Genomic DNA, 15562 nt, shown 5'->3' on the forward strand with positions numbered 1-15562 from the left:
TTTTGTTTTTCATTTAGTTCTCAACGAACAGAAGTCATCCAAATGAACCACTTAAATGATACCGCTAAACGCCATCACAATACAGTGTGGAACATTAAAAGCCATGCGTTCCTCCTATGAAACACGGTTTTCAGTTTTGTGCTCGGAGTTTAACATCGAAAGACCATTAATGAGAAGTTCAAAGGGGGTGGGGCTTTGGTTAGAGCAGGCTATCTTTGCTTATAATCTAGGTTTTTAACTGGCACCACGGGGAGTTTTATACTCTTTTTATTTTTTCTTAAGCTTTTCCTTGTTTTTTTGTTTATTTTACGGATAAATAGATATAAGGTCGCTGTGGGAGTGTGCCTTATTTAAAGAAGGGTATTCGATCTATTTGTTATTCAATTTCTTTCATAGTGACATCGATGTCGCTATCGTATTTTTAAATTTCTTATTATAATTAAGCAAAAGAAATTGAAGGAGATTTTATATGGATAAAGAAAAACTCAAAGATATTTTTGACAAACTTTCTGCTTTGCCACCGGAAGAGGAAGAAGAATTTGAGGAAGTGACAGCAAAAGAGATTGTTGCTGCTGGTTTATTATTCTGTTTGAAAGAGGTATTGGATATGGATGATTCTTCGTTTGTTAGTGCGTTTGGACAAGTTGAAAAAACTGTTAATAAGTTAGCAAGAGATTATTATATTAAATTGTGGACTTATGATGACTGGAGGCAAGAAGCGCGGATTATTCTTTATCAATTACTAGAAAGGTTTCCAGCGCTTGCAAATGATGAAGAAAAGCTGAGAGCTTATTTCAAAACTAAGTTTAGAAGTTATGTTTTGGATAATATTCGTAAGCAAGAGAGTCAGAAACGGGCTTTTGATAAAATGATTTATGAAGAAATCTCTGAATTGGGGCATATGATTCCTTCCCAGCAGATGGACCCAGCTGATTACTGTGCTCTGAAAGACAAATTAGCAGAGCTCAAAAGTAAATTGTGCCCCGAGGATTATGCGAAAATTTTATTGTTAATGAGAGGCAATTCATTTAAAGGGAAACGAGCTTTTATCAAAGATATTAAGGTTGAATTTAAAGATTTTGACAACGATGATTAGAAGAGATATCCATGGCCTTGCTTACTTATAGACTATGGATAACTTAGAAAAATTTAGTAGAAAGTAAAGGAAAACTACTTGACTTAGCTGTTTGGAATTGATAAGATAGTAGCTGGTATTGTTTACCCCATTTCAGAAGCCCCGGAAAGCTTTGGAAATAATCTGTGGACCGGAACATCCACATTGTAAACAAAAACGATCTATAGGAGAAATCATGAATAAAACGACATACATGGCTAAGCCAGGTGAAGTTGAACGTAAATGGTACGTTGTTGATGCTACAGATGTCCCACTTGGCCGTCTTTCTGCAGTAGTTGCTAGCGTACTTCGTGGTAAAAACAAACCGACCTTTACCCCTCACACTGATACAGGTGATTTTGTCATTGTTATCAATGCTGAAAAAGTTAAATTAACTGGTAAAAAAGCGACTGATAAAATTTATTATACTCACTCAATGTATCCAGGTGGGTTGAAGCAAATCTCTGCTGGTGAGTTGCGTTCTAAGAATGCTGTTCGCTTGATTGAAAAATCAGTTAAGGGTATGCTTCCGCATAATACTCTTGGACGCGCACAAGGCATGAAGTTGAAAGTTTTCGTAGGTAGCGAACATACGCATGCTGCACAACAACCAGAAGTTCTTGATATTTCAGGTCTTATCTAAGAGGAAAGGAGCATAATTAATGGCACAAGCACAATATGCAGGTACTGGTCGTCGTAAAAACGCTGTTGCACGCGTTCGTTTGGTTCCAGGTACTGGTAAAATTACTGTTAATAACAAAGATGTAGAAGAATACATTCCACACGCTGATCTTCGTCTCGTTATTAACCAACCATTTGCAGTTACATCAACTATTGGTTCATACGATGTTTTTGTTAACGTTGTTGGTGGTGGTTATGCAGGTCAGTCAGGTGCAATCCGTCATGGTATTGCACGTGCATTGCTGCAAGTAGATCCAGATTTTCGTGATTCACTCAAACGCGCTGGACTTCTTACTCGTGATGCCCGTATGGTTGAACGTAAGAAACCAGGTCTTAAGAAAGCACGTAAAGCTAGTCAGTTCTCAAAACGTTAAGAACAGCTTTATATCAATATTCAAAGCACCCAAGGGTTTGCCCTATGGGTGTTTTATATATTTTTAATTTTTACTAGATAAGGCAGTATCCATCAGGGAAAAAGGCATATAGTCTGGATGGTGAGTAAGAAGTTGAGTAATCTTTTTAGACTGGAGTAGCTGATTTTACAAACTATTTCCATTAAGAATGTGATAAAAAACTTTAGACCTCCCCTATTTGAGAGCTTATCTTTTGTGATATAATGGTAATATGGCTAGAATTTTAGATGATGAAATGATGGAGAGCGAGGAACAGGTCGAGCGAACGCTACGGCCTCAAACTTTCAAGGAATATATTGGGCAGGATAAGGTTAAGGATCAATTGGCCATTTTTATTGAGGCAGCTAAGCTGCGGGATGAAGCCTTGGATCATGTTTTACTCTTTGGCCCTCCTGGTCTTGGAAAGACAACTATGGCTTTTGTGATTGCCAATGAGTTAGGAGTCAATCTCAAGCAAACCTCTGGCCCAGCTATTGAAAAAGCTGGGGACTTGGTTGCTATTCTTAATGACTTGGAACCAGGTGATGTCCTGTTTATTGATGAAATTCACAGAATGCCCATGGCTATTGAAGAAGTCCTCTACAGTGCCATGGAAGATTTTTACATTGATATCATGATTGGGGCTGGCGAGTCAAGTAGAAGTGTTCATCTGGACTTACCTCCTTTTACGCTTATTGGAGCAACGACTCGCGCAGGTATGCTTTCAAATCCTTTGAGGGCTCGTTTTGGTATCAATGGCCATATGGAGTACTATAAAGAAGCTGATTTGACTGAGATTGTTGAACGAACGGCTGAGATTTTTGAGGCTGATATTACCCATGAAGCGGCCCTTGAATTGGCCAAACGCAGCCGGGGAACTCCTCGGATCGCCAACCGGCTTCTAAAACGGGTGCGGGACTATGCTCAAATTGTTGGAGATGGTCTCATTGATGCTCAAATCGCTGACAAGGCTCTGACCATGCTGGATGTTGACCAAGAAGGATTGGACTATATTGATCAGAAAATCCTTCGAACGATGATTGAAATGTATGGAGGTGGGCCGGTTGGTCTGGGGACCTTGGCTATCAATATTGCTGAAGAGCGGGAGACAGTCGAGGATATGTATGAGCCCTATCTGATTCAAAAGGGCTTCATCATGCGGACACGCTCGGGTCGGATGGCAACTGCCAAGGCCTATGAACATTTGGGTATTGACCAGAAAATTAACTAGGTTTTGGTCTCCTTGAATTCGCGTTCTCTATGATATAATAGCGCTATGAAAAAAATATGTTTTGTGTGTCTTGGAAATATTTGTCGCAGTCCCATGGCGGAATTTATCATGAAGTCTATGGTTGATCCTGCTGAAATTTATGTTGAGAGTCGTGCAACCTCTTCTTGGGAGCATGGAAATCCGATTCATCGGGGGACTCAGGCTATCTTTAAACAGTACGGTGTGCCTTATAGTAAGAATAAAACTTCTCAGCAAATTTCTCAGGTAGATATAGAGGTTTTTGATTTTGTTATTGGGATGGATCAACAAAACATCAAAGATTTGCGCGCCTTGTTTCCGCAGGCACCAGCTTCTAAAATACAATTTTTTATTGAGGGTGGTGTGCCGGATCCGTGGTTTACAGGAAATTTTGAAGAGACCTATCAGTTAGTAAAAGCTGGTTGTCGATCTTGGATAGAAAAATTAAATTAATGAGTGTCTAATGGAAAAGAAAATAAAAGATTTTTTGAGTCAGCTGACCAGAGAGCGATTGGAAATAGCTGCTGCTATTGTTATCCTTTTGTGTGCCCTCTCTATTTTGAAAATGCCTTTTGGTTCTCATCAGACTTTAAAGTTTGATAAGGACAAGATTGTCTATGTCGGTCGTGTTAAAAATAATAAGATGAATGGCGAAGGTAACCTCACTTATAAAAACGGGGATCAGTACGAAGGAGATTTCGTCAATGGACAATTTGAAGGTCAGGGGACTTTTAAGGCTAAAAGTGGCTGGACTTATAAAGGCGAATTTAGTAAGGGTCAGGCTAATGGTAAGGGAACCCTGACGACAGCTGATGGGAAGAAATACAGTGGAAGGTTTAAGCAAGGAATTTATCAAAAATGAGGATTAAGTGGTTTTCTTTTGTCAGGGTAACAGGACTTTTATTGGTTCTGGTCTACCACTTTTTTAGGAAAGCATTGCCCGGTGGTTTTATCGGGGTTGATGTCTTTTTTGCCTTCTCAGGATTCTTAATTACGGCTCTCTTGATTGATGAGTATCATCGCAAACAAAGTATTGACTTGTTGGGATTTCTCAAGCGGCGTTTCTATCGGATTGTTCCACCAGTGGTGATTATGATTTTGGTTACCATGCCCTTTACCCTCTTGGTCAGAAATGATTTTATCGCCAGTATCGGTAAGCAAATTGTTGCGGCTTTTGGTTTTATGACCAATTGGTATGAGATTTTTATCGGAAGTAACTATGAAAATCAGTTCACCCCCCATCTCTTTCTTCATACTTGGAGTTTGGCGGTTGAAGTGCATTTCTATATCTTTTGGGGCGTTCTTATCTGGTGGCTATCAAAGCGGAAGCTTTCACAGGGAAACTTCCGCGGAGCTATCTTTTTGGCTTCGACTGGCCTCTTTTTGCTAGGTTATTTGACCATGTTTGTCGGTAGTTTCCTTACCGATGTTTCTTTTAATTATTTTTCAACTTTTAGTCACAGCTTTCCTTTCTACCTAGGTGCCATTTATGCTACTATGTCAGGAGTAACAGATACGACTAAGCGTTTCCGAAAAAATGTGGAACGCTGGCCCTTACAGCGTATCTTGTTGCAATTTATTGGTAGTTTTGTCCTGCTTCTTTTACTTGGTTTTATCTTGAATTATGAAGGAAAACTGACTTACCTCTTTGGTTTTGCTCTGGCAAGTCTCTTTGCCTGCCTCATGATTTATGCGGCAAGAGCCCTGCATGATAAAATTCCTGATGTGGATGAACCTCTGGTTATTACCTTCTTTTCGGATATCAGTTATGGTATTTATCTTTTTCACTGGCCTTTTTACATCATCTTCTCCCAGTTAATGCCAAATTGGTTGGCAAGTTTGTTGACCTTTGTCCTTTCAACAGTTTTCGCGGCTCTTTCTTTCTATGTTATTGAGCCAATGATTGCGGGTAAAGAGCCTAAAATGTTGGGGACCGAGCTCAATATCATTCCTTATAAAAAATGGATTAAGGGATTGGCAGGAGCCTTGGCTGTGGCTAGTTTATTAATCACTTTTATGGCCCCAAAATTAGGGGAATTTGAATCAGGTGTCTTGGTAGATTCACTTACTCAAGCAGACACTGGAATGAATTTAACCAATCAGCGGACAGCTGGTGATGCCAATGCTATGAATAATGTTTTGATTATTGGTGATTCGGTGGCTCTTCGCTCTCAAGATACGTTTACTAGTAAGATGCCTAATGCTTTATTGGACGCTTCGGTCAGTCGGAGTTTTGATGCAGCTTATGAAACCTTCAAAACGAATATTGATTCCAATACCTTGCCAGAGACGGTAGTCTTAGCTGTTGGTGTTAATTCACCAGATAATTATCAGGATGACATTCAGCAGTTTCTAGATGCTTTACCAGACGGTCATCGTTTAGTTTTGGTGACGCCTTATGATTCTCAAGAAGATACTAAGATGTCTGCCGTACGTGATTATGAGCTTCAGTTAGCTCAGGATAATGCGTATATTAGTGTGGCAGATTGGTACCAAACTGCTCAGGATAACCCTGATATTTGGGGAGGGACTGATGGTGTTCACTATTCTCAGTCAACTAATGGAGCTGATCTTTATGTACAAACGATTCAGGATGCTGTAGCTGATGCTGCTAGAAAACCAGCCAAGGGTCAGTAACAAAAATATTACATTTAAAAAACATAGGAAATTATCGTTGACAGTGGCCGGCTTAGATGATAAGCTGGCTTTTAGCACGAATAATAGGAGTGAACATGTCAGAAGAATTTAATCAAGAATTTGCACAAGAGCAGAGTTTTAGTCGAAGAGGCAGGGATTCTCGGACGCAGTCCCACAAAAAAACTAAGAAAAAGTCAAAAGGAAAGAAGATTTTTTGGACGCTCTTCCTTATTCTAATTTTACTGGGAGCTGGCGGGGCTGCTTATCGTTATCTGTCTGGCGATATTGATGGGAATTACCGAGCAGTAACCCTAGAAGAAGAATCTAAAAATTCTGTAAAGAGCAATGAAGATGTTAGTGACTCTGAAACAAAGATTGATGTGAGCCAGTATGTTGATTTTAAGGTGAAGGTCAAGATCAAAAATGATAAGGCTGTAGCAACAGAAACTATCAGTTTTGACCGCAAGGAAGCCTATAACCAATACAAGAATATGTTGGAAGCTGACATTCAAAAACACCCAGGAATTAGTCTGGATGATTTGCAACAGTATGGTACAGTTACGACTGAAGAAGATTTTATCAAGCAGTTCAACGAACAGACAGCAGCTCTAGCTAAGCAATCTGGCTTTACTTTTGATGAAGAATCAGGTACAGCGACTGCTACCATTTTTGAAGGTAAGGTCAACCGCTGGACTCATAGTATTGATATTACGAAATATTATGACAAGGGTGGCTTAGTTGCCAGTGATGATAAGCAAAGTACCAATGCTTTGGATATTTTTAAAAAGGGTGAATCACTAGCCTTTAAGAAAACTTCAACCGGTATTAATTTGGAAGCTGACAAGGATATCCAGTTGAGAAAAGACTAGGTTAAAAGAGGTCCATCTGGAGCTCTTTTCTTTCTGGTTTGGAGTTAGTAAGGCTGTGGCTGGGATTGGCTGTATATTGATTTTTTGATATTTTTATTGACAGCAGCAAGAAGAGATGTTAGAATTTAACTTAAATAAAACTAAAAAGGAGATCGTCATGTCACAAGAAATAAATCAAAGTCCAATGTCAGGAATGGCTCCGGGGCAGGTACCGATGCAGGCGAAAAATAAAATGAATGCCAAATTGGTTGTTATTATTATTGTGTCAGTCCTAGCTGCTATTGCTCTAATTGCAGGTGGGGGCTCAGCTTGGTGGTATGTATCTGGTAATATTGATGGGAACTATCATGCAGCTTCTCTAGAAAAAGCATTCCAAAAGGAAATTGAAGAAAAGAATACAGATAGTGATATTGATTACAGCAAAATCTTTACGGACATGGATGTTGATATTAAGGTCAAAGACGATCAAGCTGTCGCTAGGGTTACTTATAAAGTTGATACAGATGAAGCTTACAAGGTTTATCAAGACACTATTGAAAGTCAATTGGCTGGCTTTTCAAGTGAACAAAAACAGTTTGTGAAATCCCAAATACCATCAAAAGAAGCTGTTATTAGCGACTTCAACGATACGATAGAGGAATCTGCTGAGGAAGATGGTCTAACCTATAACTCAGATACTGGGGTTGTATCAGGAACAATCTTTAAGGGGAAGGTTAATCGTTGGTCACGGAAAATCGAAGTCACAAACTATAATAGTGAATTACAGACTAACGATGATGATGGTATTTTCAAAGATTTAAAAGGTATCAAAAAAGGTTCGACAACTTCTTATAAGAAAACAAGTTCAGGTATTACTTTAACAGATAGTGGTGATAGCGATACACTTAAGCTTGAAAAGAAATAAAATGGCTTGAAAACTGACCTCGTTGGGTTGGTTTTTTTCTTACGTTTCAGTAAATTTTCTTTCAAATGTGATTGACAGTTTAAGTAAAGCATGGTAGGATTAACTTAAAATAATCTTAACGGGAGTTTTTATGTCAACAGAAGAGTTTAGCACGTATTCAGAGGCTGCTCAATCAGAGTCCCTCAATAATCACGCAGGTCTGCAGTCAGAATTACGGACAGAAGGAAATCAGGCTAGTCAACCTAATTTTGATCAACCACTTCCTCATCAAGGAGTGGCTCCCCAAAATACGATTGCTGGGTCACCACAGATGTCTCAGAATCCAGCTAACGATCGGGTTCAAAATCCTCAATATTCTCCAAATTTTGTCAATAATCAAGTTCAAAATTCTCAGCCTCAGTCGCAAGAGCCGTTTATTCAATCCCAACAAATTTCGCCTCAAGCCACCAATAATGTTCCGGTAGGGAATCCTGTTGGAACAGCGCCGATTTATCAGAATCCTAACATGATGGTTAACCCAGCAACTCCTAACGGTGCTCCTGTTCAAGGTGCCTATGTCGTGGTTCCTCAAGCCAAACCTGGTCGGACTAAACGAATTGTTTGGAGTATTGTCGGGGCAGTTGCTGCTATTATTTTACTTGTTGGTGGCATCTTCTTGTATCGCCAACTATCAGGAAATGTTGACGGAACCTATCAAGTTAAGAGTATGCAGAAAGACTTAGAAGATGAGCTGAAAGATACTAATTTTGACAAGGGAACTATTAGCTACTCCAGCTTTACTGACAATGCCAAGGTTGAAACAACTATTAAGGATGATAAGGTCAAGGCAACTGTTAGTTATGATGTGAATTATGACGACTTCTATGATGAAGTAAAATCTAACTTTAGTTCTTATTATTCTGACTATAAGGATGATTTTTCAAATGATGAGTGGAACTACCTGATGAATAGTTTGATTAAAAAAGCTAGTCTAGATCAGAAGGGGTTTGAGAAGACTTTCTCTAGTGAAGTGGAAAATGAAGGCCTAGACTATGATTCTGATAAAGGACAGGTATCGGGCACTTTATTTGAGGGAAAGGTTGATCGCGTTAGCGGTAAAATTGAAATGACCAAGGTCAATTCAGATAGTGAACTGACTAGTTTCGAAAAAGGTGAAAAGGTATCTTACAAAAAGACCTCATCTGGTTTGACTTTAACGGATGCTAAAGGGCACACTGTCAGTTTAAATCTTAAATAGAAATAAGAGTCTGAGCTATTTAGACTCTTTTCTATTTGGCTAAACGCTTAGAGTGTTTAGGTGATTTAGAACGGAAATTTAGTGTTAGAAAATCACTTAAACTCAGCAGAGCTCAGTCTCAGTATTAACTAAGTTTTGTTTTTAAATATGGCATCATTTTTAAGAGCTGAGGGTTCCATGAAAAAGGGTACAACAGTCTTTAGTTTTGAGAATTAACAGAATGAACATTTTCTCATTTAAAACTAGAATGACTGCCAAATATTCTGACAATTATGTTATAATGTTTCAAAGACTATTGACCAAGGCCAAGTTGGCTAGAAACTTGCTTGGAAAAAGCAGCTAATTGTGTTCAAGAGCTCAAGAAATTAATTGGGCCAATGGCCAGTGATTATTGCGAGTTTTCATCTTTTTAGAAGAGGAAAAATTATGACTTTAATTTATCAATCAACTAGGAATGCTCAAAATCAGGTGACAGCTAGTCAGGCAATTTTGCATGGTCTGGCAAGCGATGGGGGACTTTTTACTCCTATGAACTTGCCTGAGGTTGAGCTTAATTTTAATCAGTTAAAAGACTCATCTTACCAAGAGGTGGCGAAATTAGTGCTATCGGCTTTTTTGGATGACTTCACGGAGTCTGAATTAGATGCTTGCATTGCTAAGGCTTATGACAGTAAGTTCGATACACCAAAGATTGCTCCTTTGGTTAAGTTGGGGGATCAGTATAATTTGGAGCTTTTTCATGGTTCAACCATTGCCTTTAAGGATATGGCTTTGTCGATTCTACCTCATCTTTTAACAACGTCGGCTAAGAAGCAAGGGATTGATAATAAAATTGTCATCCTTACAGCGACTTCTGGTGATACAGGTAAAGCAGCCATGGCTGGTTTTGCAGATGTACCTGGAACAGAAATTATTGTCTTTTATCCTAAGGGCGGTGTCAGCAAGATTCAGGAATTACAGATGACTACGCAAAAGGGTTCTAATACTCACGTGGTTGCGATTGAAGGCAATTTTGATGATGCTCAAACCGATGTTAAGCGGATGTTTAACGATGAGGAACTGAGGCAAAAGCTACTAGATAAGAAGATGCAGCTGTCTTCTGCAAATTCTATGAATATTGGTCGTCTGGTACCGCAGATTGTTTACTATGTCTACGCTTATGCCCAGTTAATCAAGGCGGGGGATATCCAAAATGGTGAAAAGATTAATGTAACAGTCCCCACGGGAAACTTCGGTAATATTCTAGCGGCCTACTATGCGAAAGAAATTGGGGTTCCGATTGCTAAGCTGATTTGTGCTTCAAACGAAAACAAGGTTTTGACAGACTTTTTTGCGACCAAGGTTTATGATAAAAAGCGGGACTTCAAGGTAACCTCTAGTCCCTCTATGGACATTCTGGTGTCGTCTAATCTGGAACGCTTGATCTTCCACCTCTTAGGAAATGATGCGGTTAAAACTAAGACTTTGATGGATTGTCTGGCAGAAAAAGGTGAGTACCAACTAGAGCCCGTTCGTCCTGAGATTTTGGATCTCTTTGAGGCTGGATTTGCCACGGAAGAAGAAACTTCTGCTGAAATTAAGCGGGTTTATGATATGTCTGCTTATATTGAAGATCCTCATACGGCAGTTGCTTCTGCAGTTTACCACGCCTATAAGAAAGAATCTGGTGATGAGACTCCGGTTGTCATCGCTTCGACGGCCAGTCCTTATAAATTTCCGCGCGTGGCTGTGTCGGCTGTTGGCGGTCAGGATGTTGAAGATGACTTCAAGGCGGTGGAAGAATTACATCATTTATCAGGTGTAGCGGTACCCAAGGCAGTTGACGGTTTAGAAACGGCTGAAGTCCGTCACAAGACGGTTGTTGCAACAGCTGATATGCAACAGGCTGTTGAAGATTATCTAGGAGTTTAGAAAAAGCCGTGTGGCTTTTTTATTTATTTATCAAATGAATTATCAAAAAAATATTATGAATTTGGCTCTACCAGCTATGGTGGAGAATTTCCTCCAGATGTTGATGGGAGTCGTTGATAACTATCTAGTGGCTCAAGTTGGGATTGTTGCCGTCTCGGGTGTGTCGGTTGCTAATAATATCTTAGCTATCTATCAGGCGGTCTTGATTGCCTTAGGCAGTGCGGTTGCTAGTTTAATTGCTAAAAATTTAGGAGCTAAGGAGCCAATATTGGCTCGGCGAAATAGTTGGGACGCTCTCTTGTTGACCTTGGCTTTAACGGTCCTCTTGGGGCTTTTTTCAATCTTTGCCGGCTCTAGTCTCTTAAGTTTGTTGGGAACACAAAGAAATGTAACTCAGGCAGGTGGAACTTATTTGGCTATTGTTGGCGGGGGAGTTCTATTTCTAGGCTTGATGACGGTTTTGGGGAATATTTTACGGGCTCAAGGACGTCCCAAGGTTTCTATGTATGTTAGCCTTTTTTCCAATCTCCTAAATGCTTTGCTTTCTTCGATTGCTATTTTTGTCTGTCATTGGGGAATATCAGGAGTGGCTTTTTCGACGGTTTTGTCGCGTTTGATTGGAACGCTGCTGCTTTGGTCTTCAGCAAAATTGGATGTGCGAGAGTTCAGGGCAAGTCGCCTTTGGAATAAGGCTTTGCTGAATTTGGCTCTGCCTGCTTCAGGAGAAAGGTTAATGATGCGGGCAGGAGATGTGATTATTGTCAGCTTGATTGTTGGTCTGGGAACCAAGGCTGTTGCTGGTAATGCTATCGGGGAGACTTTAACCCAATTTAATTATATGCCGGGTATGGGCGTGGCCACAGCAACAGTTATATTGGTTGCCCACAGCTTAGGTCAAGAGGACTATCAGGCTTTGAGGCAGATTGTTCGTGAAACCTATTGGCTAGCAGCTTTTTTGATGTTAATCGTTGGCGGCCTAATCTTTCTTCTAGGGAATCATCTGTCAGGCCTTTTTACGAGTGATGGTAGTGTCATAGCTTACAGTGGAATTGTCATTTTTTATTCTTTTGTCGGGAGTTTAATCACGGCTGGGACACTAATTTATACAGCAGTTTGGCAGGGGCTGGGAAAAGCTAACCTTCCTTTCTATGCTACTAGCTTTGGTATGTGGATTATTAGAATAGGTCTGGGTTACCTATTGGTGGTTGCGTTGGGTTATGGTTTGTCAGCGGTTTGGCTGGCTACTCTGGCTGATAATGCCTTTCGATTTGCCTTTCTCTATTTACGTTATAAAAACGTAAAATTTTTGAAGAATTAAATTATATGAAGAGGGACCTCTAGCTGTTGACAGCGCTTTCTATAATGTATAGAATGTTGCTGTAATGGTTGTTGGATAGGAGCTGGAGAAGCCTTCAGCTTGAGTTTAGTTTTTAAAAGCGAAAGGAGTACCATTATGGCAAACGAAAATCGTGTTGCAGTCGTCACAGGTGGAGGTCAAGGGATTGGTAAGGGGATTGTTAGTCAACTTTGCCAAGACGGATTTGCAGTTGTTGTTGCAGATTTGAATGAGGCAACTGCTAAGGCTACAGTTGATGAATTGACCTCTAAAGGCTATAAGGCGAGTTTTGTTGTAGGGGATGTTTCCAAAAAAGAAGATCATTCTAAGTTTGTTGAAAAGGCGGTGTCGGAGTTCGGTCGATTAGATGTCTATGTCAACAATGCTGGAATTGCCCAAATTAAGACTCTTCAAGAAGAAACAGCAGAAGATTTTGATAGGATTTTTAAAATCAATGTTTTTGGCACTCTTTTTGGAATACAGGTTGCAACAGAGCAATTCCGTAAACAAAATGATGGGGAAAAAATTCGTAAGATTATCAATGCTTCGAGTATCGCCGGTCATGTTGCTTTCGATCTCTTGGGAGCATACTCATCAACCAAATTTGCTGTTCGTGGTTTAACACAAGCGGCTGCAAAAGAGCTGGGACAGGAGCATATAACGGTTAATGCCTACTGTCCAGGGATTGTTGGGACAGATATGTGGGATCTGATTGATGAAAAGATGGTTGAACTTAAAGGAGGGCAAAAAGGTCAGTACTTGGAGCAATATTCTAAGATGATTACCATGGGTCGTGTGCAAAAGCCAGCTGATGTTGCTAACTATGTTTCTTATTTAGCATCACCTAAATCTGACTATATGACTGGTCAAGCCGTTCAAATTGATGGTGGTATTCAATTCATCTAAAGCTATTACTAACATTAACTGTAATCTTTAAGGAGTCCTAGTGAAGGACTCTTTTGTTTTTATAAAAATAAGGTATAGTGAACAACATTGGTCAAGAATAGATTGTATATAATGATAATGGATTTCCTCCTGAAAATTTCAAAAAAATGAAGCAAAACCCCTTGTCAAGCCTTGGTATTTCTGCTATTATATTATGGTGCTGTAAATTACAGCCTTAGCTATGATGCAAGAGGTTGCGACACGCTCGGCTGCATTGCCACGCGGCGGCCTGTCGGTTTTCTTGAGGAGCTAGCCTATTATCGTAAATAGACGAGAGGAGAAAAGATGGCAAATAAAAAAATCCGTATTCGCTTGAAAGCGTACGAACATCGCACACTTGACACTGCGGCAGAAAAAATCGTAGAAACTGCAACCCGTACAGGTGCATCAGTTGCTGGTCCAATTCCGTTGCCAACTGAACGCAGTCTTTACACTGTTATTCGCGCGACTCATAAATACAAAGATTCACGTGAACAATTTGAAATGCGTACCCACAAACGTCTGATTGACATTGTGAATCCAACGCAAAAAACTGTTGACGCTTTGATGAAGCTGGATCTTCCAAGCGGTGTCAATGTTGAAATCAAACTTTAATTTGATTTTATCTGGAGCATAAAAAACGCTCGTTAAAAACTTTTTTGAGCACGAAAAACGCTCATAAAAAACTTTTTAAAAAATAAAGTAAAGGAAATATTTTCTCATGACAAAAGGAATCTTAGGGAAAAAAGTGGGAATGACTCAAATCTTCACTGAATCTGGTGAATTTATCCCTGTTACTGTCATCGAAGCGGCACCAAATGTTGTGCTTCAAGTGAAAACTGTTGAAACTGATGGCTATGCTGCAGTTCAAGTTGGTTTTGATGACAAGCGTGAAGTGTTGAGCAACAAACCTGCCAAAGGCCATGTGGCGAAAGCTAACACAGCTCCTAAGCGCTTCATTCGTGAATTCAAAAACATTGAAGGCTTGGAAGTTGGTTCAGAATTGACCGTTGAACAATTCGAAGCTGGAGATGTTGTTGATGTAACTGGTACAACTAAAGGTAAAGGTTTCCAAGGTGCTATCAAGCGTCACGGTCAATCGCGTGGTCCTATGGCGCATGGTTCTCGTTATCACCGCCGTCCTGGTTCAATGGGGCCTGTTGCCCCTAACCGTGTTTTCAAGAATAAACACTTGGCTGGACGCATGGGTGGTAACCGTGTAACTATTCAAAACCTTGAAGTTGCACAAGTCATCCCAGAGAAAAACGTTATCTTGATCAAAGGTAATGTCCCAGGTGCTAAGAAATCTCTTATCACTATCAAGACGGCAGTAAAGGCTGCTAAATAATAAGAAAGGAGAAAACAGTTATAATGGCAAACGTAAAACTATTTGACCAAACTGGTAAGGAGGTTAGCACAGTTGAATTGAACGACGCTGTCTTCGGTATCGAACCAAACGAATCAGTAGTATTCGACGTCGTAATCAGCCAACGTGCTAGTCTTCGCCAAGGTACTCATGCGGTTAAAAACCGCTCGGCAGTATCTGGCGGTGGTCGTAAGCCATGGCGCCAAAAAGGAAATGGACGTGCGCGTCAAGGTTCTATTCGTGCACCACAATGGCGTGGTGGTGGCGTTGTCTTCGGTCCAACTCCACGTTCATACGCTTACAAATTCCCACAAAAAGTTCGTCGCCTTGCTTTGAAATCAGTCCTTTCAGCTAAAGTCGCTGAAGAAAAGCTGGTTGCTGTGGACGCTCTTTCGTTTGCAGCACCAAAAACTGCTGAATTTGCAAAGGTTCTTAGCGCACTTGGCATTGATTCAAAGGTACTTGTTGTTTTGGAAGAAGGAAATAACGCTGCTGCTCTGTCGGCTCGCAACCTTCCCAACGTAACTGTTGCTACGGCAGCAACTGCAAGTGTTCTTGATATCATAAATGCAGACAAACTTCTTGTTACTAAAGAAGCTATCTCTACAATCGAGGAGGTTCTTGCATAATGAACTTGTATGACGTAATCAAAAAACCTGTTATCACTGAAAAGTCAATGCTTGACTTGGAAAACGGAAAATATACATTTGAAGTTGATACACGTGCTCACAAATTGCTCATCAAGCAAGCTATCGAAGCTGCTTTTGATGGTGTAAAAGTTGCCAGTGTCAACACTGTAAATGTGAAGCCAAAACAAAAACGTGTTGGCCGTTACACAGGATTTACAAGTAAAACTAAAAAAGCTATCGTTACTCTTACAGCTGACTCAAAAGCAATTGAGTTGTTCGCAGCTGAAGCTGAATAATCTAAGGAGGAAATAAG

17 protein-coding genes and 1 pseudogene are annotated in these 15562 nt (G+C 40.1%); all 18 read left to right on the top strand.

Features of this window, described 5'->3' with window-relative positions:
* Nucleotides 1-94: 94 nt before the first annotated feature.
* A pseudogene (locus STRCR_RS11950) lies at nt 95-238 on the top strand (IS982 family transposase); the annotation flags it as partial.
* A gap of 231 nt (nt 239-469) precedes the next feature.
* Nucleotides 470-1096 (top strand): sigma-70 RNA polymerase sigma factor region 4 domain-containing protein, encoded by a 627-nt coding sequence (locus tag STRCR_RS02390; RefSeq protein WP_004229318.1) that lies wholly within the window; start codon nt 470-472, stop codon nt 1094-1096.
* A gap of 214 nt (nt 1097-1310) precedes the next feature.
* The gene (gene rplM, locus STRCR_RS02395) at nt 1311-1757 is read left to right on the top strand and encodes a 50S ribosomal protein L13 (protein ID WP_002962718.1); all 447 of its coding nucleotides are present in this window, start codon (nt 1311-1313) and stop codon (nt 1755-1757) included.
* Nucleotides 1758-1776: 19 nt separating this feature from the next.
* Nucleotides 1777-2169: a 30S ribosomal protein S9 gene (rpsI, locus tag STRCR_RS02400; protein WP_004229517.1), complete on the top strand. Its 393-nt coding sequence runs from the start codon at nt 1777-1779 to the stop codon at nt 2167-2169.
* 250 nt (nt 2170-2419) lie between these two features.
* Entirely contained in the window at nt 2420-3418 is a 999-nt protein-coding gene (gene ruvB, locus STRCR_RS02405) for a Holliday junction branch migration DNA helicase RuvB (RefSeq protein WP_004225173.1), read from the top strand.
* Between the two features lie 45 nt (nt 3419-3463).
* Entirely contained in the window at nt 3464-3889 is a 426-nt protein-coding gene (locus STRCR_RS02410) for a low molecular weight protein-tyrosine-phosphatase (RefSeq protein WP_004226622.1), read from the top strand.
* A gap of 10 nt (nt 3890-3899) precedes the next feature.
* Nucleotides 3900-4298 carry an MORN repeat-containing protein gene (locus STRCR_RS02415; protein ID WP_004230002.1) on the top strand — a complete coding sequence of 133 codons (399 nt, stop codon included), beginning with the start codon at nt 3900-3902 and terminating at the stop codon, nt 4296-4298.
* The gene (locus STRCR_RS02420; protein ID WP_004226309.1) at nt 4295-6073 is read left to right on the top strand and encodes an acyltransferase family protein; all 1779 of its coding nucleotides are present in this window, start codon (nt 4295-4297) and stop codon (nt 6071-6073) included. The genes STRCR_RS02415 and STRCR_RS02420 overlap by 4 nt, the downstream gene beginning before the upstream one ends.
* Before the next feature lie 95 nt (nt 6074-6168).
* Nucleotides 6169-6942 carry a hypothetical protein gene (locus STRCR_RS02425; protein WP_004227118.1) on the top strand — a complete coding sequence of 258 codons (774 nt, stop codon included), beginning with the start codon at nt 6169-6171 and terminating at the stop codon, nt 6940-6942.
* 157 nt (nt 6943-7099) lie between these two features.
* Nucleotides 7100-7846, top strand: a complete 747-nt coding sequence (locus STRCR_RS02430; protein WP_004227975.1) for a flagellar basal body-associated FliL family protein — start codon at nt 7100-7102, stop codon at nt 7844-7846.
* A gap of 130 nt (nt 7847-7976) precedes the next feature.
* A complete protein-coding gene (locus tag STRCR_RS02435; RefSeq protein WP_004229972.1) occupies nt 7977-9083 on the top strand; it encodes a hypothetical protein in 1107 nt (368 codons plus the stop codon).
* Between the two features lie 426 nt (nt 9084-9509).
* A complete protein-coding gene (thrC, locus tag STRCR_RS02440) occupies nt 9510-10994 on the top strand; it encodes a threonine synthase (RefSeq protein WP_004229889.1) in 1485 nt (494 codons plus the stop codon).
* Nucleotides 10995-11028: 34 nt separating this feature from the next.
* A complete protein-coding gene (locus tag STRCR_RS02445; RefSeq protein WP_040804784.1) occupies nt 11029-12312 on the top strand; it encodes an MATE family efflux transporter in 1284 nt (427 codons plus the stop codon).
* Nucleotides 12313-12447: 135 nt separating this feature from the next.
* Entirely contained in the window at nt 12448-13236 is a 789-nt protein-coding gene (locus tag STRCR_RS02450) for an acetoin reductase (RefSeq protein WP_004226331.1), read from the top strand.
* A gap of 324 nt (nt 13237-13560) precedes the next feature.
* On the top strand, nt 13561-13869 hold the full coding sequence (gene rpsJ / locus STRCR_RS02455) for a 30S ribosomal protein S10 (protein ID WP_002959404.1): 309 nt from the start codon (nt 13561-13563) through the stop codon (nt 13867-13869).
* A gap of 106 nt (nt 13870-13975) precedes the next feature.
* Nucleotides 13976-14602 (top strand): 50S ribosomal protein L3, encoded by a 627-nt coding sequence (gene rplC / locus STRCR_RS02460; protein ID WP_004229536.1) that lies wholly within the window; start codon nt 13976-13978, stop codon nt 14600-14602.
* 23 nt (nt 14603-14625) lie between these two features.
* Nucleotides 14626-15249 (top strand): 50S ribosomal protein L4, encoded by a 624-nt coding sequence (gene rplD / locus STRCR_RS02465; RefSeq protein WP_004229607.1) that lies wholly within the window; start codon nt 14626-14628, stop codon nt 15247-15249.
* Nucleotides 15249-15545, top strand: coding sequence for a 50S ribosomal protein L23 (locus STRCR_RS02470; protein ID WP_002959398.1), 297 nt, complete (start codon nt 15249-15251; stop codon nt 15543-15545). Before rplD ends, STRCR_RS02470 begins: the two co-directional genes overlap by 1 nt.
* Nucleotides 15546-15562: the final 17 nt, after the last annotated feature.

Source organism: Streptococcus criceti HS-6 (genome assembly GCF_000187975.2).
GTDB lineage: Bacteria > Bacillota > Bacilli > Lactobacillales > Streptococcaceae > Streptococcus > Streptococcus criceti.